Origin of the sequence: Pseudomonas lundensis, from assembly GCF_002269125.1 — a bacterium.
GTDB classification, from domain to species: Bacteria; Pseudomonadota; Gammaproteobacteria; order Pseudomonadales; family Pseudomonadaceae; genus Aquipseudomonas; species Aquipseudomonas lundensis_A.
This window is the reverse complement of record NZ_NQKI01000010.1, coordinates 35,114-61,355: the sequence shown is the minus strand read 5'-3', so window position 1 is coordinate 61,355 and position 26,242 is coordinate 35,114. Positions and strand designations below refer to the sequence as shown.

The following is a 26,242-nucleotide window of genomic DNA, read 5'->3' as shown; positions in this document are numbered from 1 at the left end:
GGACTTAACCTCGCGGCTCTACACTGGCTGCCAGAATCGACAGCACCAACTGTTGAAAATCGAGACCGGCAGCCTTGGCCGCCATCGGCACCAAGCTGTGATCGGTCATGCCCGGCGCGGTGTTGACTTCCAGCAGCCAGAATTGACCGTCGGTGTCCTGCATCACGTCCAGGCGTCCCCAACCGGCAATACCGATCGCCTCACAGGCTTTTGCCGTGAGGTCCATGAGCTCTTGCTCCTTGGCACTGTCGAGACCGCATGGCACGCGATACTGGGTATCGTTGGCCACGTATTTGGCGTCGTAGTCGTAGAACGTATGCGGAGTGCCCAAGGCAATCGGAGGCAACACTTGGTCACGCAGGGTGGCGATGGTGAACTCGGGACCCGAGATCCATTGTTCAACCAACACTTGCGAATCGTACTTACTGGCGTCGGCCCAGGCGCTGATCAATTCCTCAACGCTGTTCACTTTGGCCATACCGATACTTGAACCTTCATGGGCCGGTTTGACGATCAAAGGGAAGCTCAGTTCCTTCGCTGCAGAAATACAATCGGCTTCGGTGCTTAATACGGCATGACGCGGGGTCGGAATACCGAGGCTGTGCCACACCTGTTTGGTGCGCAACTTGTCCATCGCCAAGGCAGACGCCAGGATACCGCTGCCGGTGTAAGGAATGCCCAGGCATTCCAGCAGGCCCTGCATGCTGCCGTCTTCGCCGCCACGGCCGTGCAAAATGATGAACGCACGGTCGATTTTTTCTTGAGTGATACGGCTGATGAAATCATCACCCACGTCAATGCCGAACGCATCCACTCCGGCGCTTTGCAGCGCGCTCAATACGGCATTGCCTGACTTGAGCGAAACTTCACGCTCAGCGCTTTTGCCGCCGAACAGCACCGCTACGCGGCCGAAGTCTGCGGGTGCAATGGTCGAAAACAGGTTGGCGTAGGCTGCAGTCATTTCAACTTCCCTTCGCTGGCTGCCACGGTGGCACCGGCAAACAACGGACTTTTAATTAGTTGCGGTGCCAGACGCCCGATATCGCCCGCGCCCTGGCACAACAGAATGTCGCCCGCGCGCAACAGCGGCTTGACGATCGGCGCCAGCTCAACGCCGCGCTCAATGTAGATCGGGTCCAACTGACCGCGTTGACGGATGCTGTGGCACAACTGACGGCTGTCAGCACCCGGGATCGGTTCTTCGCCCGCCGGATAGACTTCCATCAGCAACAGCACGTTGGCATCGGCCAGCACTTGCACGAAATCGTCGTACAGGTCACGGGTGCGGCTGAAACGGTGTGGCTGGTAAACCATCACCAGACGACGCTCAGGCCAGCCGCCACGAACGGCTTTGATCACGGCGGCAACTTCAGTCGGATGGTGGCCATAGTCGTCGACCAGCATTACGCTGCCGCCTTCAACGGGCAGCTCGCCATAGACTTGAAAACGGCGGCCCACACCCTGGAAGCCCGACAGTCCCTGAACAATGGCGTCATCGCTGATGCCTTCATCGCAGGCAATGCAGATGGTTGCCAGCGCATTCAGCACGTTATGGTTGCCCGGCATGTTGACCGAGACATCCAATGGCTCACGGTCCGGGCGCAGTACGGTGAAGAACGTCTGCATGCCCTGCTGGCGCACATTGATTGCACGCACGTCAGCGGTTTCGCTGAAGCCATAAGTCACGGTCGGACGCTTGACCAGCGGCAGGATTTCACGCACGACCGGGTCGTCCAGACACAGCACCGCCAAGCCATAAAACGGCAGGTTGTGGAGGAATTCGACGAAAGTTTTCTTCAGCTTGTTGAAGTCACCCTCGTAGGTCGCCATGTGGTCAGCATCAATGTTGGTGACCACAGCGACCAGCGGCTGCAAATGCAGGAAGCTGGCATCGCTTTCGTCCGCTTCAGCAATCAGGTAGCGGCTGGTGCCCAATTGTGCATTGGTGCCAGCTGCATTCAGCCGACCACCGATCACAAATGTCGGGTCCAGCCCACCGGCGGCAAACACAGAGGCCAACAGGCTGGTGGTGGTAGTTTTGCCGTGCGTACCGGCAACGGCAATGCCGTGACGGTAACGCATCAGTTCAGCCAGCATCTCGGCACGCGGCACGACCGGAATACGACGCTCAAGCGCGTTCGCCACTTCCGGGTTTGACGTATTGACGGCACTCGACACCACCAGTACATCGGCGTTGGCCGCGTTTTCAGCACGGTGGCCGATAAAAATGTGTGCGCCGAAAGATTCAAGGCGTTCGGTCACAGGCGATGCATTCAGGTCGGAGCCTGACACCTGATAGCCCAGGTTCAGCAACACTTCAGCGATACCGCACATGCCCACGCCGCCGATACCGACAAAGTGGATACGCCGGATACGGCGCATTTCCGGTTGCGGCATGGCTTTTTGATTCTCAACCATGGGCCACCTCCAGGCAGATATCGACAACATTGCGGGTCGCATCAGGTTTGGCCAAGCGGCGAGCATTGGTCGCCATGCTGTTCAGTCGTTCCGGTTGCATCAAAACCTCTGTCAGGCGTGCAGCCAGATCGGCTGCGCCAGTCGTCGCTTGTGGCATCAGGAAAGCCGCGCCTTCCCGAGCCAAAAAGTCGGCATTACGGCTCTGGTGGTCGTCGATCGCGTGGGGCAAGGGCACCAGCAGCGAGGGCAGACCGGCCGCAGCCAGTTCACTGACGGTCAACGCGCCTGCGCGACAAACCACCAGGTCGGCCCAGCCATAAGCGTGGGCCATGTCTTTAATAAAAGGCTGAACTTGAGCCTCCACGCCGACCACGTGGTAACGCTCGGCGGTCAGTTGGTCGTGTTGTTTACCGGCCTGATGGAACACCTCAGGGCGCACCTCGGCCGGTACGAGAGCCAGCGCTTCAGGCAGCAATTTGTTCAGCGGCTCAGCCCCCAAGCTGCCACCCAAGACCAGCAAACGCGCCTTGCGCCCGTGCAGTGACGCGCGCGGGGCCAGTGAAAACAGTTCAGTACGCACCGGGTTGCCGGTGGTGCGGCGTTTGTCTGAAGGCTCAAAGGTTTCCGGGAAGGCTTCGAGCACGCGCTGCGTCATCGGTAACAGCAGGCGGTTAGCGGTGCCGGCCACAGCGTTTTGTTCGTGGATGATCACAGGAACGCCACACGTTTTGGCTGCCAGGCCGCCGGGGCCGGTCACATACCCGCCAAACCCCAGCACGCACACCGGCTTTAGCTGGCGAATGATGGCGCGCGCTTGCATCAATGCCTTGAGCAACACAAATGGCGCTTTGAGCAACGACAGCTTGCTCTTGCCCCGCAGGCCGGTGACGTTGATCCGGTGCAAGGTGAAACCGGCGGGTTCTACCAGTTCGTTTTCGATACCGCGCGGTGTACCGAGCCAGTGCACGGTGTAACCACGGGCTTCAAATTCGCGCGCACAGGCCAAAGCCGGGAACACGTGTCCGCCGGTGCCGCCCGCCATGATCAGCACATTAGCGCCCATGGTTCGGCTCCTCTGCGAAGTCGCTTTCTTTAAACTCGGTGTCTTCGCTGCCCAAGTGGGTACGACTTTCCCACTCAATACGCAGCAACAATCCCATGCACACGCAGCAAATCACCAATGAACTGCCGCCATAACTGAGGAACGGTAGCGTCAACCCTTTGGTTGGCAGCAAACCAACGTTCACCCCGATGTTGATCAGGAATTGTCCGATCCACAGGAAGGACAAACCGTACGCCATATAAGCAGCGAAATATTGCTTGGCGCGCTCGGCCCACATCCCGATGTACATCCCGCGCACGCAGACAAACACGAACAAGGCCACAGTGAGGAGCGAACCGACCACGCCCAGCTCTTCGGCCAGTACCGAGAACACGAAGTCCGTATGGGCTTCGGGCAGGTAAAACTGCTTCTGCACGCTGTTGCCCAGACCGACGCCGAACCATTCGCCACGACCAAACGCAATCAGCGCCTGTGTCAGCTGGTAGCCCGAGCCAAACTGGTCAGACCAGGGGTCGGTAAAGGTGATCAAACGTGCCATCCGGTAGGGTTGCGCCTGAACCAGCACGAACACCGCCCCCACCGCGAGTGCCACCATCAGGGCAAAGCGGAAAAGACCAACGCCACCCAAAAACAGCATGGCGGCAGCTGCCCCCATCATCACGACGGTGGCACCGAAGTCGGGTTCCATCAGCAACAGGCCAGCCATAGGCAGCAGCACGATGAACGGTTTGAAAAAGCCCATCCAGCTTTCGCGGACTTCTTTCTGTCGGCGTACCAGGTAACCGGCCAGATAAATCACAACGAAAACCTTGGCAATTTCAGAAGGCTGAACGTTGAAAAAACTGAACCCGATCCAGCGCATGGAGCCGTTGACCTCACGGCCAATTCCGGGCACCAGCACCATGACCAGTAGGCCAAACGCACCAACCAACAACATCCAGCCCCAACGCTGCCATGTCGCAATCGGGACCATCATGGTCAAGATGCAGGCGCCGAGCCCGAGTACGATGTAAAACAGGTGGCGAATCATGTGGTAGAGCGTGTTGCCCGATTGCAACGCTGCCACTTCGGACGATGCCGAGGTGATCATGACCAGACCCAGGCCCAGCAATGCCAGGCAACCGGCAAGCAGCGGGAAGTCGAGGTCAATGCCACGGCCCGTGATCAGCGGTGAAGGATAGGGTTTGAGGACGCCGAAGATCATGCCAGGGCCCCCACTGCGCGGGCGAACAACTGCCCGCGCTCTTCGTAGTTCTTGAACATGTCGAAACTGGCGCAGGCTGGCGATAACAAAACAGCATCACCGGATTGGGCCAGGGCGCGGGATTGGGCGATCGCCTCATCCAGCGAAGCGGCACGCACCTGGGGAATGGCATCGCCCAGCGCATCGGCTATCAGGCTGGCATCACGCCCGATCAGGACCACGGCACGGCAGTATTTGGTCACGGAGTCACGCAAACCGCTAAAGTCGGCACCTTTGCCGTCGCCCCCGGCGATCAGAACGAGCTTGCCGTCCATGTCCATGCCCAGACCATCGATAGCGGCCAACGCAGCGCCGACATTGGTAGCCTTGGAATCGTTGTAGTAACTCACGCCCTCAAGCTCGCGTACCCACTGGCAGCGATGCTCAAGGCCGGTGAAATTACGCAAGCTCGACAGCATCGCGTCGAACGGCAGCCCCACTGCGTGGCCCAGTGCCAAAGCAGCAAGCGCGTTTGCCTGATTGTGCGCACCGCGCACTTTCAGTTCACGCACAGGCATGAGGTTTTGAAATTCGAACGCGAGGTATTTTTCGCCGTTTTCTTCACGCAAACCGAACGCTTTGAAGTCCGGCGCGCCCAGACCGAACGTCCAGCACGGCAGGCCGTCACTCATCAACGGGCGGGTCAGCGCATCCTGACGATTGACCACCACTTGGCGAGCACCCCGGAAGATCCGGTGCTTGGCCAAGTGATACGCGGGCAAGCCGCTGTATCGGTCCATATGGTCTTCGCTGACATTGAGCACGGTGGCCACTTCAGCCCCCAACTGATGGGTCGTTTCAAGCTGGAAGCTCGACAGTTCCATCACGTACAACTCAACGTCGTCGCTGAGCAGGTCGAGTGCAGGCATGCCGAGGTTGCCGCCGACCGCCACGCGCTTGCCTGCCGCTGCAGCCATTTCGCCAACCAGCGTGGTTACCGTGCTCTTGGCGTTGGAGCCACTGATTGCAACGATGGGCGCTTTTGCGTTACGCGCGAACAGGTCGATGTCGCCCGACAACTTCACGCCCCGTGCAGCCGCTGCTTGCAATGCCGGGGTGGCCAGTGCCAGCCCGGGGCTGACGTACAGCTCATCCGCCCGGCACAGGAACTCGACATCCAACTCGCCACAACGCACTTCCACTTGCGGGTAGTCACGGCGCAACGTGGCCAGCTCCGGTGGATTTTCCCGCGTGTCGGCAACGGCAAATGACACGCCCTGACGCGCCAGGAAGCGCACCAGGGACATGCCGCTCTTGCCGAGGCCGACAACAATGCGGAAGTGGTCAGAAGCGATCAGAGACACAGGTTCTACCTCAGCTTCAATGTGGCAAGGCCGATCAACACAAGAATCACGGTGATGATCCAGAAACGGACGATCACGCGCGGCTCAGGCCAGCCTTTGAGTTCAAAGTGGTGGTGAATCGGCGCCATGCGAAATACACGTTTACCGGTCAACTTGAAGGACGCGACCTGGATCACCACGGACAGGGTTTCCATCACGAACACCCCGCCCATGATGAAGAGCACGATTTCCTGACGCACAATCACGGCGATGGTCCCCAGTGCGGCACCCAGCGCCAGTGCGCCGACGTCGCCCATGAAGACTTGGGCCGGGTACGTGTTGAACCACAGAAACCCAAGACCGGCGCCGATCAATGCGCCGCAGAATACGATCAGTTCACCGGCCCCCGGCACATAAGGGATCAACAGGTAATCGGCAAATTTCACGTTACCCGACAGGTAGCAGAAGATGCCCAGTGCACCGCCCACCATCACCGTCGGCATGATTGCCAGGCCATCAAGGCCGTCAGTCAGGTTGACGGCGTTGCTGGAGCCGACGATCACGAAATACGTCAGCACCACAAAGCCAATGCCCAGCGGAATGCTGGCATCTTTGAGGATCGGCAAGATCAGGGTAGTTTCGACCGCGCTCGGTGCCGTCATATACAGGAAGATCGCTGCACCCAGACCGAATACCGATTGCCAGAAGTACTTCCAGCGGCTCGGAAGGCCGCGGGAGTTTTTCTCGATCACCTTGCGGTAGTCGTCGACCCAGCCAATGGCCCCGAACAGCAGGGTGACCAACATCACGACCCACACGTAACGGTTGCTCAGGTCTGCCCACAGCAAGGTGCTGATGGTGATGGCGGACAGAATCAACGCACCGCCCATGGTCGGGGTGCCGGATTTCGACAAATGCGATTGCGGCCCGTCGTTACGCACAGATTGGCCGATTTGGCGGTTTTGCAGGGTGCGGATCATCCACGGCCCAAGGCACAGTGACAGAGACAGCGCGGTCAGTACGCCCAGAATTCCCCGCAGGGACAAGTACTGGAAGACCGCGAAGCCCTTGTAGAACTGTTGCAGATACTCCGCTAGCAGCAGCAGCATTAATGTTTCTCCCCGCTGGAACCGCACAGCGCCGCAACGACGTTTTCCATCGCAGCGCTACGCGAGCCCTTGATCAAAATAGTGGTGTTTGTTTCGTGCTCAGCGCGAAGCGCCTTGATCAGGTCAGCCTGATTGGCGAAGTGACGAGCCTGGTGTCCAAATGCAGCGACGGCATGAGCCATCATTGGCCCCACCGCATAGAGCGCTGAAACCTTGTCGGCGGCATAAGCGCCTACTTCACGATGTCCTTGCTCCGCCCACTCACCCAGCTCGCCAATATCTCCGAGCACCAGAACGGTGCGGCCGGAAAAGGCGGCGAGTATATCAACGGCAGCGCACATTGAGGTGGGGTTTGCGTTGTAAGTGTCATCAATAATTCGTAGTCCGGCAGGGGTCAGTTGAGCCACTGCTCGCCCCTTGACCGGTTGCACCGCGTTTAACCCGGAAACGATGCCAAACAGTGAAACGCCCAACGCATAAGCGGCTGCCGCTGCGGCCAGGGCATTGGCTACGTTATGACTGCCCAACAGGTTGAGCTGAACCTGCTCCACGCCCGCCGGGCTGTGCAAAGTAAACCCTGGGCAACCACGCGCATCACGGGTCAATTGGCTGGCATGGAAATCCGCTTGAGCATTGCTCAAGGCGAACGTGAGAACCTTGCGCTCACCGGCACGGGCCTTCCAGATGCCGAATGCCTTGTCATCAAGATTGAGCACCGCGACGCCATCGGCCGCCAGCCCTTCGATGATTTCGCCTTTGGCTTCGACAATTTTATCCGGGCCGCCAAATTCACCGACATGGGCTGTGCCAGCATTGTTAAGCACGGCCACGTGGGGGCGGGTCAAGCTGACGGTGTAGGCGATTTCGCCCAGACGCGATGCGCCCAGTTCGATCACTGCCGCTGTGTGCTCGGGCGCCAGCTCCATCAAGGTAAGCGGAACGCCGAGGTCGTTATTCAAATTACCTTTGGTTGCCAACACCGGCCCGCGCGTGCGCAGGATGCACGCGAGCATTTCCTTGACCGTGGTTTTGCCGCTGGAACCTGTAATCGCTGCCACCGGCTTGTCGTAGCCAGCACGGTTCAACGCACCCAATTGACCCAACGCGACGCGTGTGTCTCTAACGATCAATTGGGGCAAGGCTGACTCAGGTACTTCCCGCTCGACCAGTGCGGCTACAGCGCCCTTGGTCGCCACTTCGTTCAAGTAGTCATGCCCGTCAAAACGTGGGCCCGTTAAGGCAATAAACAACTGCCCTCTGGTAATTGCACGACTGTCAATGCTGACACCGTTAAAGGTCGCATCAGCCTCAACCAGACGACCGTTAAGTGCCGCACAGACTTCGCTCAACAATAGAGGCTTAAGCATGGGCGGCCTCCCAAGCGAGCAAGGCATTTTCGGCTTCTACAAGATCGGAGAAATCATGACGTTCGCCATTGATTTCCTGATAGTCCTCGTGACCTTTACCCGCCAGCACGATCACGTCATCAGCACTGGCTTGAGCAATGATCTGCGCAATGGCTTCAGCACGCCCGGCAACGAAGGTGACGTTGGCCTCATCGGCAAATCCGGCGCGGATGTCATTGAAAATCTGCGCGGGGTCTTCAGTACGTGGGTTATCGTCGGTGACCAGAACGGTGTCAGCCAAACGCTCTACCACCTCAGCCATCAGCGGCCGCTTGCCGCGATCGCGATCACCGCCGCAGCCAAACAGGCACTGCAACTGCCCTTTTGCGTGAGGACGCAGGGCCAGCAGAACTTTTTCCAGCGCGTCAGGGGTATGTGCGTAATCAACCACGACCAATGGCTTGGAACCACCGCCCAAACGCTGCATACGGCCTACCGGACCTTCCAGTTTTGGCAGCACGTTAAGAATTTCATCCAGCGGATAATCCAGGCCCATCAAAGCACCGATAGCGGCCAGCACGTTGCTCAGGTTGAAGCGACCGAGCAGCGTACTGCGCAGTAAATGCTCACCTTGAGCGGTTTTCACCGTGGCACGCACGCCGTCATCGTCAAACGTAGCGTCGTAGCAATACAAAGAAGCACTGCTGTCTTCGAGGCTATAGCTAATCAGTCGGGAATCATGCTTTTCAGCGGCGAGTTCACGACCAAATGCATCATCCAGATTCAGTACCCGGCACCGCAGGTTCGGCCATGCAAACAGCTGGGCTTTTGCCTGCGCATACGCTTGCATGGTGCCGTGGTAGTCAAGATGATCGCGCGACAGATTAGTCAGGACTGCCACATCAAATGCCAATGCACTGACCCGCCCCTGATGCAAACCATGGGAGGAGACTTCCATCGCTACCGCTTTTGCACCGGCTTTTTTCAGATCAGCCAGCATGGCCTGCACGGCAATCGGATCGGGCGTTGTGTGCCGTCCGCTTTGCAGCGCGCCATAAAAGCCAGTGCCCAATGTACCGACGATTCCGCAATGCTGGCCCAACAAATCCAGCGCCTGCGCCACCAATTGAGTAACGCTGGTTTTACCGTTGGTACCGGTGACGCCCACCAGGTTGAGGTGATGGCTTGGCTCGCCATAAAAGCGCCCGGCGATATCTGACAATTGTGCAGCAAGACCTTTGACCGGAATCAGCGGCACCGAGGTGATTGGTAGCACTGAAGCGCCATCCACTTCATACGCCACAGCAGCTGCGCCTCGGCTTAAGGCATCCGCGATGTGTTCGCGGCCATCGAGCTTGCCGCCTGGCACAGCAAGGAACAGGTCGCCTGCGCGTACGTTCCGGCTATCAAGGGTCAGCTCGCGGATCAGCAAATCGTGACCAGCGTGGGGGAATATTTTGTTCAGGCTCAAGGACATTAGCCGCGCCCTCCTTTGGCTGCCGCAGCGGCCGCCGCTGCTTGTTGCTCTGCCGCAGTCGGCAGGTTATCCGGCGTGACGTTCATCAGGCGCAGGGTGCCAGACATGACTTTGCTGAATACCGGCGCCGATACCAGACCACCGAAGTAGCCTGCCTTGCTCGGTTCGTCGATCACTACCACGATGGCGTAACGCGGGTCGTTCATCGGGCCGAAACCTGCGAACAGTGAGCGATAGGAATTCACGGCATAGCCTTTGACGCCGCCAGAAGACGTTTTGCGCGCCGTACCTGATTTGCCGCCCACATGGTAAGCCGGCACTTTGGCACGCCACACACCACGCGGGTTTTCGATCACTTCTTGCAGCATGCCCTGCACGGTTTTTGCGACTTGCTCGGGCATCACCTGCGTGGCCTGTACCGGTTTGTCAGTTTTGAGCAGCGTCAGCGGCGCGAGTTTGCCGTTGTTGGCCAATGCCGAGAACGCATGCACCAGCTGGATGGCTGTCACCGAAACCCCGTAGCCATACGACAAAGTAGCGGTTTCAGCTTTGCGCCATTCGCGGTAGTTGGGCAGGTTACCGACACGCTCGCCGGGGAAGCCGAGCCCGGTGTCTTGCCCCAGCCCCATTTTCGCCATCTGACGGAAAATAGCTTCTCCGCCGATATCGAACGCGACTTTACTCATGCCCACGTTACTGGAATTGATCAGAATGCCGGTCAGGTCGAGGATCGGGCCTTCGGTACGTGATACGTCACGAATGGTGTATTTGCCCAACTGCAGTGTGCCGGGATAGACCTCGACCTTGTCGGTCGGCTTCCAGCGGCCGGTTTCCAGTGCAGCACTCATCGAAATCGGTTTCACTGTCGAACCCGGCTCGAACACGTCGATCATGGCGCGGTTACGCATCATCGCCGGTTGCAGGTTGCGACGATTGTTAGGGTTGTACGTAGGCTGATTGACCATGGCCAGAATCTCGCCGGTCTTGACGTCCATGATCACCAGGCTGCCTGCCTTGGCACCGTTTTCGACCAGTGCGTTGCGCAGTTCACGGTTGGCCAGGTATTGAAGGCGCAGGTCAATCGACAACGCCAAGGTCTTCCCTGCCTTGGCGTTTTTGGTCACTTGCACGTCTTTGATCAGTCGCCCACGTCGGTCCTTGATGACCTGTCGCTTGCCCGCAACACCTGCCAGCCACTCGTCATAAGCCAACTCGACACCTTCACGGCCTTTGTCGTCGATATCCGTAAAGCCGACCATGTGCGCAGTCACCTCTCCCGCCGGGTAGAAGCGACGGAACTCTTCAATGCCATAAACACCTGGCACCTTGAGGTCGAGAACGGCTTGCCCCTGCTCCGGGGTCAGGCCCCGCACCAGGTAGATAAATTCTTTGTTGGCTTGCTGTTCAAGACGCGCAGCCAGGACCTTTGGATCCTGGCCCAGGGCATGGGCCAGAGCCGGCCAGCGATCTTTGGCAACCTGCATTTCCTTGGCGTTGGCCCACAACGTGGTCACTGGCGTACTGACCGCCAACGGCTCGCCATTACGATCGGTAATCAGGCCACGGTGAGCAGGTATCGGAATATGACGAACACTGCGCGCGTCGCCCTGACCTTTAAGGAAGTCGTGGTCGATCACTTGCAGGTAGATGATCTGGCAAGCGATCGCGCCTACCAACAGTGCCAGCAAAGCCAGCACCAAGCGAAAACGCCACGGGAAGAGTGCGCCTTCGAGTTTGATCATGGCGCCACCATCCGAACTTCTGCTGCGCCAGGAATGCGCATTTTCAGTTGTTCGCTGGCCAGGGTTTCGATACGGCTGTGGGCCGTCCACGTGCTTTGCTCAAGGATCAGACGGCCCCATTCGGCCTGCGCTTTGTCACGCACACTCAATTCGCCATACAGGGTGTTGAGCAATTGCCGATTCCAGTGCGCGCTGTAAGAAACGCCGACAGCCGAAACCAGCACGCCAATAAACAGCAGCAGCATGAAGAAACTTCCGCCGGGAAGTGGCTTGGCAAAGAGCTTGTTCAACGAAGCTTCTCCGCAACGCGCATGACAGCGCTGCGCGAGCGCGGATTGGCTTTTAGCTCTTTATCGGAGGCAGTCAGTGCCTTGCCATGAATTTTGATTTTCGGAACAAATGCAACGTGCTGAATAGGCAGGTCGCGAGGAAGGTTGTCTGACTCGCCCTTGACCAGCTTGCGCATGAACTGCTTGACGATGCGGTCTTCCAGGGAATGAAAACTGATGACGACCAGACGGCCGCCAATTTCCAGCGACTCCAGTGCCGCCTCAAGGCCCGCTTCCAGATCACCCAACTCGTTATTGACGTGAATGCGCAAGCCCTGAAACGTACGGGTTGCCGGGTTCTTGCCCTTTTCCCACGCAGGGTTGGCTACCTTCAGGACTTCTGCAAGGTCAGCCGTACGCTCGAATGGCTTGCTTTCACGTCGATCCACAACTGCGCCTGCCATGCGCCATGCGTGACGCTCTTCACCATACTCTTTGAAGACGCGGGCTATTTCTTCACGGGACGCAGTGTTGACGAATTCAGCCGCGCTGACACCTTGGGAAGGGTCCATGCGCATGTCCAACGGACCGTCGTTCATGAAACTGAAACCACGCTCCGGATCATCAAGCTGAGGCGATGACACGCCCAGGTCCAGCAAGACACCGCTGACTTTGCCGGCCAGCCCACGCTCGGCAACCTCAGCACCCATTTCGGCAAAGCTGCGCTGCACAATGACAAAGCGGCCGTCTTCGGCCGCCAGCGCTTGCCCTGTGGCAATCGCTTGTGGATCTTTATCAAACCCGAGCAGGCGACCCTGAGGACCGAGATGCTGGAGTATCAGACGGCTATGTCCGCCGCGACCGAAGGTGCCATCCAGATAGCATCCATCAGGACGTACGGCGAGAGCCTCTACGGCTTCGTCGAGCAGTACGGTGATGTGGTTGAAGCCGCTATCTATAGTCACAGAATTAAATCACGCAGTTCGTCAGGCATCGCGCCCGGTTGTTGAATAGCTGCAAGGTCAGCGGCAGAAACAGCTTCCCAGGCATCCTCGTCCCACAGTTGAAACTTGTTCAGCTGGCCCACCAACATCGCGCGCTTTTCCAACTTGGCATATTCACGCAAGCGCGGCGGCACCAGAAAACGACCACTGCCATCGAGCTCAAGGTCGACGGCATTACCAATCAGCAAACGTTGTAGCCGGCGGTTCTCTTCACGCAATGAAGGCAGTGCCCTCAGCTTCGTTTCGATCAACTCCCACTCATCAAGCGGGTACACACATAAGCAGGGATCTACCGCATCAATGGTCACGATCAGCTGCCCGGAGCTCCGCGAAATCAACTCGTCACGGTACCGGCTCGGCATTGCGAGACGGCCCTTTGCATCGAGACTGATTGCATTGGCTCCACGAAACACGGCTGCGTTTCTCCAAATATTAGCGTTTTACGTCTAGAAAACCCACTTTATGCCACTTTTCGCCACTTGCGCACACTATAGGAATGCGCCCACCACACCGTCAAGGCGCGACCCGAAGGAAAACCCTTACAGAACTGAGATTTAGGTGGGGAATTAGACGTACAGAAGCAAGCCGAAGAAATAATTGACGATTGATAGCCAATAAACTCAAAGCCCTGGACTTCAAACTTAAAGTAGTTTGTTAAGACTAAGAACTTTTTGTCATTACTTCGTGAAATTTTCGTGTGTTTGTTGCGAGGGGGTAGAGCGCGTCTTGATTATTGCTAGCTGCCTGCAGGGCAAGCAGAAGAAAAAGGTGGAGAGTCGATCTGTAAGCCGGGTTCTGTCGTGAACAGTCATTCGTCTACGATGGCCATCACTGGACATCTTTAGCAACCTACCCGGTTCCAGCGCGGGCCACGCCTTGGAACCCTATTTGGTCTTGCTCCAAGTGGGGTTTACCTAGCCACGAACTGTTACCAGACGTGCGGTGCGCTCTTACCGCACCTTTTCACCCTTACCGGCGCCGAAGCGCTTAGGCGGTTATTTTCTGTGGCACTTTCCGTAGGCTCACGCCTCCCAGGCATTACCTGGCACTTCGCCCTATGGAGCCCGGACTTTCCTCCCCCCCCTAATTTTCATAGAGGGCAGCGACTGTCCAATCGACTCTCCGCCGCGAAGATTAACGGCACAAAGCGTATAGGACAAGCTTTAATAGCCGTATGACACCCTCAACCGCCGATCCGAAAACCACGCACGCACCGGCAAAACAGCAAAAACCCGCTATGGGCTACCAGACACGCGGGGTATTCAATCGGTTTTTTGCTTCTCAAGCGCCACTTGATAAAGCACGTTCTTGCGCTCGCCGGTAATTTCAGCTGCCAATGCCGCCGCACGCTTAAGGGGCATTTCCTTGAGTAAAAGATCGAGAATACGCATGGCTTCACTGCTGATTGCATCTTCGCTTTCTGGCGCAGTCCAACCGGCCACCAGCACGACACACTCACCGCGCTGTTGATTGCTGTCACTTTCAACGAACTCTCGCAGCTCAGCCAATGGCAAGCCTTTGAGTGTCTCAAAAGTCTTGGTCAACTCACGGGCCAACAACGCCGGACGCTCTGGACCGAACACCAGCTCCATATCTTGCAGGCACTCAAGAATGCGATGCGGCGCCTCATAAAAAATCAAAGTACGCGGTTCTTCTTTCAGCAGCTCAAGCCGCGTCCGACGACCAACCGCCTTGGCAGGCAGGAAGCCTTCGAAGATAAAACGATCAGAAGGCAGCCCGGCAGCCGATAAAGCCGCAATCAAAGCACAGGCTCCCGGCACGGGAACGACAGGTATGCCAGCAGCTCGCGCTTGACGAACCAGGTGATAGCCCGGGTCAGAAATCAACGGCGTTCCGGCATCGGAGATCAACGCGACGTCCTCGCCCGCCAACAACCGCTGAATGAAGCGACTGCCTTCATCACGCTCGTTGTGTTCGTGACACGCACCCAACGGCGTGGAAATACCGAAATGCTGCATCAGGCGTAGCGAATGACGCGTGTCCTCCGCAGCAATAAGCGAGACATCACGCAATACTTTAAGCGCACGCGCACTGATATCGTCCAGGTTACCGATGGGCGTGGCCACCACATAAAGTGAGCCAACAACGGAATTCACAGCACCTGGAGCAGTCAAAACGCACACCTCAAAAGAGTTAAAGGCGCCATTGTAGCGCGTAGAGCCTTACTCGCAGCACCCCTGAGGCATGACGTAAAAGACATATACAGAAAAGATTGTCCGCCACAGACGCCTGAAGTCATCTAAATTTAGGCTTTATGGTCTGTAACATCGCACCCCGGCCAGTGCTTGGGTACACTTCGCCACCTTATTTGATCGAGTATCAGGAACACTACATGATCGCTTGCCTGCGGCTGTTCACTGCCCTCTGCCTCGCTGCCCTGTTGACAGCTTGCGCCAGCTCGCCCTCCTCCAGCCTCGGCGAACTTCCCCGGACGCCGGATGCCAGCCTTGAGCAGTTGCTCCAGCAGGCAGCGCAAAGCCAAAATCCGGAACAGGCTGCCTTGCTGAGACTTTCTGCCGCTGACCTAGCGTATAAACAGCATAACTTTGATCGAGCCAAGCAGATCCTTGCACAGGTGCCGCTGGATCAGCTAAAACCTGCCCAGCAAGTATTTGCCAGCACGCTGTCAGCCGAGCTGGCCATGAGCCGCAATCAAACCAAAGAAGCGTTGACAGCCCTAAGCCATCCAAGCGTAGCGCGACTTAATGAAATGCCTGCCGATTTGCAGGTACGTAGCCACACTGTCTACGCGCGCGCACTGGAAGCAGACGGCCAGACACTGGCAGCCGCTCGCGAACGCGCGGCAATGAGCCCGCTACTGACCGGTGATGCCGCCAACAGCAACAACGATGCGATTTGGTCGCTGGTGGCAGCACTGCCGGTGGATCAGTTGCAAAACCGAAGCGACGACGTGTTGGGCGGCTGGATGTCACTTGCACTGGCAGTTAAAAGCGCAGGCACGCTAGCAGATCAGCAAAACGCAATCGATCAATGGCGCGCCCAAAATCCGGCTCACCCTGCTGCGATCCAATTGCCGACCCCGCTGGTCAAGCTTAAAGAGCTGGCCAACCAACCATTGACCAAAATCGCTCTGCTGCTGCCTCAGGATGGACAACTGGCTTCGGTGAGCAAGGCATTGCGCGATGGTTTCGTGGCCGCCCACTATCAAGCTCAGCAAGCAGGTCAAAACCCGCCTGAAATTCTGTTCTACGACAGCTCGCGCATCGGCTCACTCGACAGTTTCTACAGCAAAGCCCAGGCTGACGGCGTCCAACTGGTCGTTGGCCCACTGGAGAAGCCGCTGGTCAAACAACTGAGTGCACGCGCACAACTCCCCATTACCACCCTCGCACTCAACTACAGTGAAGCCTCTCAAACACCACCCCAACTGTTCCAGTTCGGACTGGCCGCTGAAGATGAAGCCCGCGAGGTTGCTCGTCGCGCCCGGGCAGACGGCCTGACTCGCGCAGGTGCCATGGTTCCGCAAGGTGAGTGGGGCAACCGCGTACTCAAGGCCTTCCGTCAAGAATGGGAAGCCAATGGCGGCACCATCGTTGGCGTCGAGCACATCGACAAGCCGGTTGCGCTGGCCCAGCAAGTGGCCGATCTAGTGCAACTGCGCAAAAGCGGCAACTCGAGCGATCCTTCCCGACGTCAGGACATGGAGTTCATTTTTCTGGCCGCCACGCCGCAACAGGCACAACAGATCAAACCCACGCTCAACTACCAATATGCTGGTGACCTGCCTGTATACGCCACGTCCCACGTGTTCAGCGCCAGTGGCGATCAGAACCAGTACAACGACATGAACGGCATCCGCTTTTGCGAGACACCATGGCTGCTAACCCCTTCCAATCCTTTGCGCCAGCAAGTAGCCACCCAGTGGCCGCAAGCAGGCGGTAGCCTGGGACGCCTGTATGCAATGGGTGTTGATGCCTATCGCCTGACACCCAGCCTGGGTCAGTTGAAAGCATTACCGGACAGCCGTATTGACGGCCTTTCAGGTAGCTTGAGCATGAGCCAGAGCCAACGAATTGAACGCCAGCTGCCTTGGGCTGAATTCGTCAATGGCCAAGTTCAGAATCTGCCAGATACTCGTAACTGATGCCCCAGCCCTCACGCCAACAAACGGGCAAAAATGCCGAGCGCCTTGCATTGCGGCACCTTGAGCAACACGGATTACGCTTGCTGGCACAAAACTGGCTGTGCAGGCGCGGGGAGCTGGATCTGGTCATGCTCGACGGCGATACAGTAGTATTCGTCGAAGTTCGTTACCGGCAACATGCGCAATGGGGTGGAGCGCTGGCCAGCATTGATGCACGCAAGCGACAAAAGCTGATCCTGGCCGCTCAAACTTTTTTGCAGCAAGAAGCCCGATGGGCCAATTACCCTTGCAGGTTTGACGTCATTGCCATCGACAGCTCAACACCCGACATGAACTGGCTACGGAACGCCTTTGACAGCTGAAGCGCTGTCGGGCCGAACCACGCACCCTTTACTCAACGATTTTGCTTTGCTTGGCAGGCTGTACATTTTTGTACCGGAAAGTCACTCAGGAATACCTGGATCACGCCCGCACTGCCGCCCTACTTAAGGTCACATAGATGGACATGCAATCCCGGATTCGCCTGCTTTTTCAGGCCAGTATCGATACCAAGCAGCAGGCGATGGAAGTGCTTGCACCGCACATCGAACTAGCCAGCCAGGTGATGGTTAATGCCCTGCTAAACGAAGGCAAAATGCTGTCATGCGGCAATGGCGGCTCTGCGGGTGATGCTCAGCACTTCTCATCCGAACTGCTTAACCGGTTCGAGCGCGAACGCCCGAGCCTGCCCGCCATCGCATTGACCACCGACAGCTCGACCATTACCTCAATCGCCAATGACTACAGCTTTAACGAGATTTTTTCCAAGCAGATACGCGCCCTGGGCCAACCAGGTGACGTACTGCTGGCAATCTCGACAAGCGGCAACTCAGCCAACATCATTCAGGCCATTCAGGCCGCGCACGACCGAGAAATGACGGTGGTGGCCTTGACCGGTCGAGATGGCGGAGGCATGGCCTCGCTGTTGCTACCGGAAGACGTGGAGATCCGCGTACCCTCTCTGGTCACCGCACGCATCCAAGAAGTCCACCTGCTGGCGATCCACTGCTTGTGCGATCTGATCGACAGCCAACTGTTCGGGAGTGAAGAATGACTTTTAACCGCCTTGGCTTAGTAGCCCTGACCTTATGCCTGGGTTTGACTGCCGGCTGCAGCTCGGTGCTGACGGCGACACGCGACAAACCTATCGAAGATGATCGAGGCACGCGCACCTTCGGCAGCAAGATCGACGACTCACTGATCGAAACCAAAGTGGCTGTGAATATCGCTAAAGCCAATCCCGACCTGGATAACGGCTCGCACATCGTTGTGACCAGCTACAACGGTATCGTTCTACTGGCAGGGCAAACCCCGCGCGCCGATCTCAAGGCGCAGGCCGAACAGGCCGCTGCTGCTGTCCAGCGTGTCAAAAAGGTCAACAACGAATTGCAGGTCATGGCCCCCTCTTCGATCCTGGCCCGCAATAACGACGCCTGGCTGACCACCAAGATCAAATCGCAAATGCTGACTGACGGCGCAATCCCGGGGTCACGAATCAAGGTCGTAACTGAAAATGGCATTGTTTACTTGCTGGGCCTGGTAACCAAACAGGAAGCCACCCGCGCTACAAACTTGGTTCAAGGCGTCTCCGGCGTTCAAAAAATCGTCAAGCTGTTCGAATACATCGACTGATTCAGCTCCAAGACAGGCGCCGATCCGCCAATCAAGCATCGGGGCGGTACCCGCCCAACGACCAAGATCACACGCTAATCACGCACAAAAAAGGCGACCCCTCGAGGTCGCCTTTTTATTACTTCACCACTTTCAGACTCGGCCGTCCGCTAGGACGCGGTGGCTCGCTGCCCGGAGGCGGCAAATCATCATCCGGCTCAATCTCGTCATCAGCTTCAAGAGCCTCTTCCAGATCAAACACCATGCCTTGGCCATTCTCACGGGCATAAATCCCCAAAATGGCTGAAATTGGCACATACAGTGTGTGAGGCACACCCCCGAACCGCGCTTCGAAGCTGACCGCCTCGTTGTCCATGTGCAGATGACGCACAGCAACAGGCGCAACATTCAACACGATCTGCCCTTCACTGGCGAAGCCTTGCGGCACTTGCACACTCGGGTATTCGGAATTTACCAACATGTGCGGCGTGCAGTCGTTATCTACAATCCACTCATAGAGCGCACGCACCAAATAAGGTCGACTTGAATTCATCAAGGGCTCCTAAAGCCTTAGCGCATATCGCGTTCGACACCAGACAAGCTTGCCTGGAAAGCCTCACGCGCAAACTGGCGCTCCATATAATCAAGCAGCGGCTTGGCAGGCCGCGGCAGTTCAATACCCAAAACAGGCAAACGCCAGAGTATCGGTAATAGACAGCAGTCGACCAGACTTTGCTCGTCGCTGAGGAAAAAAGGTTTGTCAGCAAATAACGCCGAGACACCCGTTAAACTCTCGCGCAGCTCTTTGCGCGCCTGCACACGCGCAGGCTCTTTAGTGCGCGAGTCCAGAATCAGGTCAACCAATACGCACCAGTCACGCTGGATTCGATGGATTAGTAGACGACTGTTTGCACGTGCGACCGGATAGACCGGCAGCAAAGGCGGATGCGGATAACGCTCATCCAGGTACTCCATCACCACAGTCGATTCCCACAACGCAAGGTCGCGGTCGACCAGGGTTGGCAAACTGCCGTATGGGTTCACTTCGATCAGCTTTGGCGGTTGACGACCCGCCTCCACACTAATGATCTCGGCGCTGACACCCTTCTCCGCGAGCACAATGCGCACTCGATGGGAATAGTGGTCGGCGGGGTCGGAGTAACAGGCCAACCGATTGGTCACGCCCATGGCGGTCCTCCTCGCTTGTTGAAATGATCAGAAGCAGAAAAACGAAAGCGCCCGAGGTGCGTCTCCAGCAACCGTAAATCGTGGCACACATGATCAAAACGACCTTGTGTACCACAACCAGCACGGCTACCTGTTCAGAGACACCCTCGGGCGCACACGTTAAACAGCAATGCGTGTAACGATATCAGTGCACGTCTTTCCAGTATTCACGCTTGAGCAAATAAGCGAACACAAAGAAGAACGCCAGATAGAGCAATACGTACGTGCCGATGCGCTGATGCTCCAGCTTCACCGGGTTGGCTGAATAGGCCAGGAAGGTCACAAGGTTCTTGATCTTCTCATCGAACTGCTCTTCAGTCAGCGTGCCGGTTTTTGGCAATACTGTCAGCTGGTCGCACGCTTCATGTGTCAAAGGCGTGCCGGTGAGCGGATCATACTGCTTCTTGCCGTCTTCGACGATCTGAACTTGCTTGCAGCCAATCACCTGACGACCCTGTAGCGGCGCCAGAACGTTTGGCATGCCCACGTTCGGGAAGACCTTATTGTTCACACCCCAAGGGCGCGACGGGTCTTCATAGAACGAACGCAGGTAGCTGTAGAGCCAGTCAGTACCACGTACACGTGCTACCAGCGTCAGATCAGGCGGTGCCGCACCAAACCAGGCCTTGGCGTCTTCAGGCTTCATGCCGATGTTCATGTGGTCACCGATCTTGGCGCCAGTCATTACCAGATTATCGAGCATGACGTCGTGAGGGATGCCCAGATCATCAGCAACACGCTCATAGCGCTGGAATTTGGCACTGTGACAGCCCATGCAGTAGTTGGCGAACGTACGTGCGCCGTCTTGCATGGCAGCCTTGTCAGACACATCGATATCGACTTTGTCGAGCTGGACACCCTGCTCCGCAGCGAAAGACAGTGCAGGCATCACAGCAAGCATCAATACAGCAAATAGCTTTTTCATCAGCCAGTCACCCTTTCCGGAACCGGTTTGGTCTTCTCAAGCCTGGTGTAGAACGGCATCAAAATGAAGTAGGCGAAGTACAGGAACGTACACACCTGCGACAACAGCGTGCGGCCCGGGGTCGGCGCCAATACGCCCAACACACCCAGAATCACGAAGGAGATACAGAACACCCACAGCCAAATTTTGCTCATCCAGCCTTTGTAACGCATGGATTTGACAGGGCTACGGTCCAGCCATGGCAACACGAACAACACTGCAATCGCTGCCCCCATGGCGATAACGCCCATCAACTTGTCAGGAATGGCGCGCAAGATCGCGTAGAACGGTGTGAAGTACCAGACAGGCGCAATATGCTCCGGCGTTTTGAAGGCGTTAGCTTGTTCAAAGTTCGGCTTTTCGAGGAAGTAACCACCCATTTCCGGGAAGAAGAACACGATCGAACAGAAGACAAACAGGAACACCACTACGCCGACAATGTCTTTCACGGTGTAGTACGGATGGAAAGGAATGCCGTCCAGCGGGATGCCGTTTTCGTCTTTGTGCTTCTTGATATCCACGCCATCCGGGTTGTTCGACCCGACTTCGTGCAAGGCAAGAATGTGCAGCACCACCAGCCCCAGAATCACGATCGGCAAGGCTACAACGTGCAAGGCAAAGAAGCGGTTCAGGGTAATACCGGAGATCAGGTAGTCACCACGAATCCACTGAGTCAGGTCGTTGCCAATTACAGGGATTGCGCCAAACAGCGAGATGATCACCTGGGCGCCCCAGTAGGACATTTGCCCCCAAGGCAGCAAGTAACCCATGAAGGCTTCAGCCATCAGGGCCAGATAAATCATCATGCCGAACAGCCAGACCAGCTCACGTGGCTTCTGGTATGAACCGTAGAGCAAACCACGGAACATATGCAGATAAACCACGATAAAGAACGCAGAAGCACCGGTAGAGTGCAGCAGGCGCAAGATCGAGCCGTATTCAACGTCACGCATGATGTATTCGACAGAGGCGAAAGCTTCCTCTGCAGACGGCGTGTAACTCATGGTCAGCCACACACCCGTTACGATCTGGTTAACCAGAACCAGCAACGCGAGGGAGCCGAAAAAGTAGAAAAAGTTGAAGTTCTTCGGTGCGTAGTACTTGCTGAGATGGTCTTCCCACATCTTTGTGGCCGGGAAGCGTGCATCTACCCAATCCATGAACTTGCTCATTACGCGTTCTCCCCTTCGAGACCAACGACAATGATGTTGTCACTGCCCTCTACGTAGTAGTAAGGCGGCACTGGCAGGTTCAGTGGAGCAGGCTGTGCCTTGTAGACGCGACCGGCCAGATCATAGTGCGAACCATGACAAGGACAGAAATAACCCCCGACCCAGTCTTTACCCAGGTCAGCAGGTGCGACTTCAGGACGGAAAGTCGGCGAGCAACCCAAGTGCGTACAGATGCCGATCAACACCAGAATTTCCGGCTTGATGGAACGGTACTCATTGGTTGAGTTTTCGGGCTGGTCGGATTGCTTGGAATCCGGGTCAGCAAGCTGGCCTTCAATCTTTTTAAGATTCGCGAGAATCTCATCAGTGCGGCGGACAATGAATACCGGCTGACCACGCCACTCAGCAATCATCTGCTGACCTGGCTCAACCTTAGCAATATTGACCTTCACCGGTGCGCCAGCGGCTTTCGCCTTGGCACTGGGGAACCACGACCCCACAAACGGGACTGCCGCCCCCACCGCTCCTGCAGCACCCACCACGGATGTGGCTGCTACGAGGAAGCGACGCCGGCCGACATTTACGCCGTCATTGCTCATTCAGTCCTCTCCCATCAGCTTTGTGGCCTGTTAAATCAGGCATCTACTAAGTAAAAATCTGAACTTATAAAAATTTTGCAGAATGGTAATGAAAAGCCCCTACTCTGACAAGGTAATTACCGCTCTCGGTCGGCTACAAGCCTTGTAGTATAGGCATTTGCTGGATGTGGCAAGTTGTCACACGCATAAATCATTACCCATAAAAAACGCCCAGCTCCTAAGGAGACTGGGCGCTTTTGAACGAAGCTGCGAATTAACGCTTCGAGTACTGCGGACGCTTACGCGCTTTACGCAGACCGACTTTCTTACGTTCAACTTCACGAGCATCGCGAGTTACGAAGCCTGCTTTGCGCAGAGCGCCACGCAGAGTTTCGTCGTATTGCATCAGTGCGCGAGTGATACCGTGGCGGATTGCGCCAGCTTGACCACTTACACCACCGCCGATCACGGTAACGAAGATGTCGAATTTCTCAACAGTCTCAGTCAATTCCAGCGGCTGACGAACTACCATGCGGGCAGTTTCGCGACCGAAGAAATTATCCAGGGAGCGGTTGTTGATGGAGATGTTACCAGTACCCGGACGCAGGAAAACGCGTGCGGTTGCAGTCTTACGACGGCCAGTGCCGTAGTTTTGAGTCGCCGACATAATGAACTATTCCGTTAAAACTTCAGTTCTTGGGGCTGCTGAGCAGTATGAGGGTGAGCAGCGCCCGCATAGACTTTCAGCTTACGGTACATGTCGCGACCCAGCGGGTTTTTAGGCAGCATGCCTTTAACCGCGGTCTCGATCACGCGCTCAGGAGCTTTGGCGATCAGCTTTTCGAAGTTGATCGACTTAATCCCGCCCGGGAAACCGGAGTGAGAGTAGTACATTTTGTCAGAGGTTTTGGCACCAGTGACACGGATTTGCTCAGCATTGATAACAACGATGTAGTCACCGGTGTCAACGTGCGGAGTGTATTCCGGCTTGTGCTTGCCACGCAGACGGCTCGCGATCTCGGTGGCCAGACGACCCAGGGTCTGACCAGCAGCGTCGACGACAAACCAGTCGCGCTTTACTGTTTCTGGTTTAGCAGTAAAAGTTTTCATTCTTTATAGCCTCAGGGGCCGCCCTGTAAATTAGACGGCGGATCTTACTGAATAGTGCGTACTTTGACAAGTCAAAGGCAGCCGGGTACAGACGCTATCGGGGGCTCGGGTCAGCGCGTCCGTTCAACGGCAAGATTCTTCGGCAGGCGGCGCATCACTTCCACTGCAGAAAGAGGTCGGCAATTATCCAGATTGCGAAAAAAATTACAACCTGCTTTTATGATTCTTTCCCCCAAGGAGCACCCTATGGATTACCGCCAGCTAGGCCGAACCGATCTCAAAGTCAGCACAATTGGCCTCGGAACCATGACCTGGGGCGAGCAGAACACCCAGGATGAAGCCTTCGCGCAGATTGAGTACGCAAAAAACGCAGGCATCAATTTCATCGACACCGCTGAAATGTACCCGGTACCACCCAAGGCCGACACTTACGCCACCACCGAGCGTTACATAGGCAATTGGTTCAAGGCCCGCGGTGATCGGGCGGACTGGATACTGGCCAGCAAGATCGCCGGCCCGGGCAATGGCATCGACTACATTCGCGACGGCCAGCTCAAACATAACCGAACCCATATCGTCCAGGCACTGGATGCCAGCCTCAAGCGCCTGCAAACAGACTGGATCGACCTGTACCAACTGCACTGGCCGGAACGCAGCACCAATTTCTTCGGTCAACTCGGCTACACCCACCACGCTGACGAGCAATTCACTCCACTCGAAGACACCCTCGAAGCCCTCGACGAACAAGTCAAAGCAGGCAAAATCCGCCATATCGGCCTGTCCAACGAAACCCCCTGGGCCACGATGAAGTTTCTGCAACTGGCCGAAAGTCGCGGCTGGCCTCGGGCTGTTTCAATCCAGAACCCCTACAATTTGCTCAATCGCAGCTTTGAAGTCGGCCTCGCTGAAATTGCCATTCGCGAACAATGCGGCCTGCTCGCCTACTCCCCGCTGGCGTTCGGGATGCTTTCGGGCAAGTACAACGGGGGCGCCCGACCTCCAAAGGGCCGCTTGAGCCTCTACAGCCGCTTCTCGCGCTATTCCAACCCGCAGGCCGTGGCTGCCAGCGAGCGTTATGTGGCACTGGCCCACCAACACGGCCTGGACCCCGCTCAAATGGCCCTGGCTTATGTGACGCAACAGCCGTTCGTCACCAGCAATATCATTGGCGCAACCACGATGGCGCAACTTGAGAGCAATATCGCCAGCATCGAAGTAGAACTCTCGGACGAAGTACTGGCAGGCATCGAGGCCATTCACAAGGAGCAGCCAAACCCCGCACCTTGACATGATTGCGTAGCAGCTGTTTGCGACGGCCTGCGCCTCGATCGGCAGCTGCTACGGCGCTCACTGAATCCCCCCCCTAGACACACAGGACAAAAAATAAGACGATCCAGCCGCAAGTTGACCAATTTCACCTATAAGAATAATCAAATCATGTCTACTCATCTCTCCGCGCCCTTGCGGCGCGTCAGCATATTGGCTATCGATCGGGTTTTTGCCTCGACACTGATGCAGGCCAAAGATTTCTTCCACCTCGCCAGCCTGCGTCATGGCAAACAGTTAGGCCAAGGCCTTAACGCCAGCTTCGAAACACGCCTCGTCAGCCCTGACGGCCTGCCTGTCAGCAGTTTTAGTAACGTGATGCTTCCGGTGGATGGCAGCCTCGAAGACACTGACATCATCATCCTCCCGGCCTTTTGGGACGACTTCGACACACTCTGTCAGCGCTACCCGCAAATACTGCCCTGGTTACGCGCACAACACGCACGCGGCGCCGTACTCTGCGCTGAAGCCACTGGCGTCTTCTGGCTGGCAGAAGCCGGCCTGCTGGACGGTAAGGAAGCGACAACCTACTGGCGTTTTTTCAACAGCTTCGCCGAACGCTTTCCGAACGTTCATCTCAATCAAGACAAACACCTGACGGATGCTGACAACCTGTATTGCGCGGGAGGCCCCACCTCGGCCTGCGACCTTTACATTTACCTGATCGAACGCTTCTGTGGCGCCAATATCGCCCAGGCCGTGGCACGTGACATTCTTTATGAAGTGCAACGTAACTACGCACCCGGTCGCATCGGGTTTGGCGGACAGAAGCTGCACCAGGACGTCATCATTCTGCAAATACAGCACTGGCTCGAAGAACATTTTGCCGACAAGTTCCGCTTCGAGGATGTGGCTCGCGAACATGGCATGAGCATTCGTAACTTTATGCGTCGCTTCCAGATGGCGACAGGCGACAAGCCCTTGCATTACCTGCAACGTCTGCGCATAGAGACCGCCAAAGGGCTACTTTCAGCCACCCGTAAAAGCATCAAGACCATCAGCTACGACGTTGGCTACGACGACGCCAGCTTCTTCGCGCGCTTGTTCCGGCAACACACCGAGCTGTCACCCAACCAATACCGCCAGCAATTTCAACAAGCCGCCTAACCGGCCGTAACATTCATGACCAGCCAAA

At 56.7% G+C, this 26,242-nt stretch carries 26 protein-coding genes and 1 other RNA gene; 6 read left to right on the top strand and 21 right to left on the bottom strand.

The features are described from left to right. Positions 1-4: 4 nt before the first annotated feature. The 14 genes from CJF39_RS08715 to rsmI form a co-directional block, all read right to left on the bottom strand. On the bottom strand, positions 5-961 hold the full coding sequence (locus tag CJF39_RS08715; RefSeq protein WP_094993055.1) for a D-alanine--D-alanine ligase: 957 nt from the start codon (positions 959-961) through the stop codon (positions 5-7). Beyond that, positions 958-2,418, bottom strand: coding sequence for a UDP-N-acetylmuramate--L-alanine ligase (gene murC, locus CJF39_RS08710; RefSeq protein WP_094993054.1), 1,461 nt, complete (start codon positions 2,416-2,418; stop codon positions 958-960). The genes CJF39_RS08715 and murC overlap by 4 nt, the downstream gene beginning before the upstream one ends. Next, positions 2,411-3,481 (bottom strand): undecaprenyldiphospho-muramoylpentapeptide beta-N-acetylglucosaminyltransferase, encoded by a 1,071-nt coding sequence (gene murG / locus CJF39_RS08705; RefSeq protein ID WP_094993053.1) that lies wholly within the window; start codon positions 3,479-3,481, stop codon positions 2,411-2,413. Before murG ends, murC begins: the two co-directional genes overlap by 8 nt. Next, complete coding sequence (ftsW, locus tag CJF39_RS08700; RefSeq protein ID WP_169963345.1) at positions 3,471-4,682, bottom strand: putative lipid II flippase FtsW; 1,212 nt, start codon at positions 4,680-4,682, stop codon at positions 3,471-3,473. Before ftsW ends, murG begins: the two co-directional genes overlap by 11 nt. Continuing rightward, a complete protein-coding gene (murD, locus tag CJF39_RS08695; protein ID WP_094993051.1) occupies positions 4,682-6,028 on the bottom strand; it encodes a UDP-N-acetylmuramoyl-L-alanine--D-glutamate ligase in 1,347 nt (448 codons plus the stop codon). Before murD ends, ftsW begins: the two co-directional genes overlap by 1 nt. A 5-nt stretch (positions 6,029-6,033) precedes the next feature. Then, positions 6,034-7,116 (bottom strand): phospho-N-acetylmuramoyl-pentapeptide-transferase, encoded by a 1,083-nt coding sequence (gene mraY, locus CJF39_RS08690; RefSeq protein WP_047273782.1) that lies wholly within the window; start codon positions 7,114-7,116, stop codon positions 6,034-6,036. Beyond that, on the bottom strand, positions 7,116-8,483 hold the full coding sequence (locus CJF39_RS08685; protein ID WP_094993050.1) for a UDP-N-acetylmuramoyl-tripeptide--D-alanyl-D-alanine ligase: 1,368 nt from the start codon (positions 8,481-8,483) through the stop codon (positions 7,116-7,118). The genes mraY and CJF39_RS08685 overlap by 1 nt, the downstream gene beginning before the upstream one ends. Beyond that, complete coding sequence (locus CJF39_RS08680; RefSeq protein WP_094993049.1) at positions 8,476-9,939, bottom strand: UDP-N-acetylmuramoyl-L-alanyl-D-glutamate--2,6-diaminopimelate ligase; 1,464 nt, start codon at positions 9,937-9,939, stop codon at positions 8,476-8,478. Before CJF39_RS08680 ends, CJF39_RS08685 begins: the two co-directional genes overlap by 8 nt. After that, entirely contained in the window at positions 9,939-11,681 is a 1,743-nt protein-coding gene (locus CJF39_RS08675) for a peptidoglycan D,D-transpeptidase FtsI family protein (protein ID WP_094993048.1), read from the bottom strand. Before CJF39_RS08675 ends, CJF39_RS08680 begins: the two co-directional genes overlap by 1 nt. Then, entirely contained in the window at positions 11,678-11,971 is a 294-nt protein-coding gene (gene ftsL / locus CJF39_RS08670; protein WP_019823808.1) for a cell division protein FtsL, read from the bottom strand. The genes CJF39_RS08675 and ftsL overlap by 4 nt, the downstream gene beginning before the upstream one ends. Further along, positions 11,968-12,915, bottom strand: a complete 948-nt coding sequence (gene rsmH / locus CJF39_RS08665) for a 16S rRNA (cytosine(1402)-N(4))-methyltransferase RsmH (protein WP_432760237.1) — start codon at positions 12,913-12,915, stop codon at positions 11,968-11,970. The genes ftsL and rsmH overlap by 4 nt, the downstream gene beginning before the upstream one ends. Next, positions 12,912-13,367 (bottom strand): division/cell wall cluster transcriptional repressor MraZ, encoded by a 456-nt coding sequence (mraZ, locus tag CJF39_RS08660; protein ID WP_047273774.1) that lies wholly within the window; start codon positions 13,365-13,367, stop codon positions 12,912-12,914. Before mraZ ends, rsmH begins: the two co-directional genes overlap by 4 nt. Positions 13,368-13,722: 355 nt before the next feature. Then, positions 13,723-14,076: RNase P RNA component class A (gene rnpB, locus CJF39_RS08655), an RNA gene on the bottom strand. A 140-nt stretch (positions 14,077-14,216) separates the two neighbouring features. Next, the gene (rsmI, locus tag CJF39_RS08650; protein WP_094993047.1) at positions 14,217-15,071 is read right to left on the bottom strand and encodes a 16S rRNA (cytidine(1402)-2'-O)-methyltransferase; all 855 of its coding nucleotides are present in this window, start codon (positions 15,069-15,071) and stop codon (positions 14,217-14,219) included. A 236-nt stretch (positions 15,072-15,307) separates the two neighbouring features. Between rsmI and CJF39_RS08645 the strand changes: the two genes are divergently transcribed. The 4 genes from CJF39_RS08645 (at position 15,308) to CJF39_RS08630 (ending at position 18,751) form a co-directional block, all read left to right on the top strand. Next, the gene (locus tag CJF39_RS08645) at positions 15,308-17,080 is read left to right on the top strand and encodes a penicillin-binding protein activator (RefSeq protein ID WP_094993046.1); all 1,773 of its coding nucleotides are present in this window, start codon (positions 15,308-15,310) and stop codon (positions 17,078-17,080) included. Beyond that, positions 17,080-17,442, top strand: a complete 363-nt coding sequence (locus CJF39_RS08640; RefSeq protein ID WP_094993045.1) for a YraN family protein — start codon at positions 17,080-17,082, stop codon at positions 17,440-17,442. Before CJF39_RS08645 ends, CJF39_RS08640 begins: the two co-directional genes overlap by 1 nt. A gap of 137 nt (positions 17,443-17,579) precedes the next feature. Then, positions 17,580-18,173, top strand: coding sequence for a phosphoheptose isomerase (locus CJF39_RS08635; protein ID WP_094993044.1), 594 nt, complete (start codon positions 17,580-17,582; stop codon positions 18,171-18,173). After that, a complete protein-coding gene (locus CJF39_RS08630; RefSeq protein WP_047273769.1) occupies positions 18,170-18,751 on the top strand; it encodes a BON domain-containing protein in 582 nt (193 codons plus the stop codon). Before CJF39_RS08635 ends, CJF39_RS08630 begins: the two co-directional genes overlap by 4 nt. Positions 18,752-18,869: 118 nt before the next feature. Here CJF39_RS08630 and CJF39_RS08625 read toward each other — a convergent pair whose 3' ends face one another. From CJF39_RS08625 to rplM, 7 genes are all read right to left on the bottom strand, one after another. After that, positions 18,870-19,283 carry a ClpXP protease specificity-enhancing factor gene (locus tag CJF39_RS08625; protein ID WP_094993043.1) on the bottom strand — a complete coding sequence of 138 codons (414 nt, stop codon included), beginning with the start codon at positions 19,281-19,283 and terminating at the stop codon, positions 18,870-18,872. Positions 19,284-19,300: 17 nt separating this feature from the next. Next, complete coding sequence (locus CJF39_RS08620; RefSeq protein WP_094993042.1) at positions 19,301-19,918, bottom strand: glutathione S-transferase N-terminal domain-containing protein; 618 nt, start codon at positions 19,916-19,918, stop codon at positions 19,301-19,303. 184 nt (positions 19,919-20,102) lie between these two features. Beyond that, positions 20,103-20,882 carry a cytochrome c1 gene (locus CJF39_RS08615; protein ID WP_094993041.1) on the bottom strand — a complete coding sequence of 260 codons (780 nt, stop codon included), beginning with the start codon at positions 20,880-20,882 and terminating at the stop codon, positions 20,103-20,105. After that, positions 20,882-22,093, bottom strand: a complete 1,212-nt coding sequence (locus CJF39_RS08610) for a cytochrome b (RefSeq protein ID WP_047273766.1) — start codon at positions 22,091-22,093, stop codon at positions 20,882-20,884. Before CJF39_RS08610 ends, CJF39_RS08615 begins: the two co-directional genes overlap by 1 nt. Next, complete coding sequence (gene petA, locus CJF39_RS08605; RefSeq protein WP_094993040.1) at positions 22,093-22,692, bottom strand: ubiquinol-cytochrome c reductase iron-sulfur subunit; 600 nt, start codon at positions 22,690-22,692, stop codon at positions 22,093-22,095. Before petA ends, CJF39_RS08610 begins: the two co-directional genes overlap by 1 nt. 253 nt (positions 22,693-22,945) lie before the next feature. Beyond that, complete coding sequence (gene rpsI, locus CJF39_RS08600) at positions 22,946-23,338, bottom strand: 30S ribosomal protein S9 (RefSeq protein ID WP_047273763.1); 393 nt, start codon at positions 23,336-23,338, stop codon at positions 22,946-22,948. Positions 23,339-23,352: 14 nt separating this feature from the next. Further along, positions 23,353-23,781: a 50S ribosomal protein L13 gene (rplM, locus tag CJF39_RS08595; protein WP_047273761.1), complete on the bottom strand. Its 429-nt coding sequence runs from the start codon at positions 23,779-23,781 to the stop codon at positions 23,353-23,355. A gap of 246 nt (positions 23,782-24,027) precedes the next feature. On the opposite strand from rplM, the gene CJF39_RS08590 reads away from it, so the two are divergent. After that, the gene (locus tag CJF39_RS08590) at positions 24,028-25,068 is read left to right on the top strand and encodes an NADP(H)-dependent aldo-keto reductase (protein WP_094993039.1); all 1,041 of its coding nucleotides are present in this window, start codon (positions 24,028-24,030) and stop codon (positions 25,066-25,068) included. Between the two features lie 225 nt (positions 25,069-25,293). Further along, the gene (locus CJF39_RS08585) at positions 25,294-26,214 is read left to right on the top strand and encodes a GlxA family transcriptional regulator (protein ID WP_169963341.1); all 921 of its coding nucleotides are present in this window, start codon (positions 25,294-25,296) and stop codon (positions 26,212-26,214) included. The last annotated feature ends 28 nt before the right edge of the window (positions 26,215-26,242 follow it).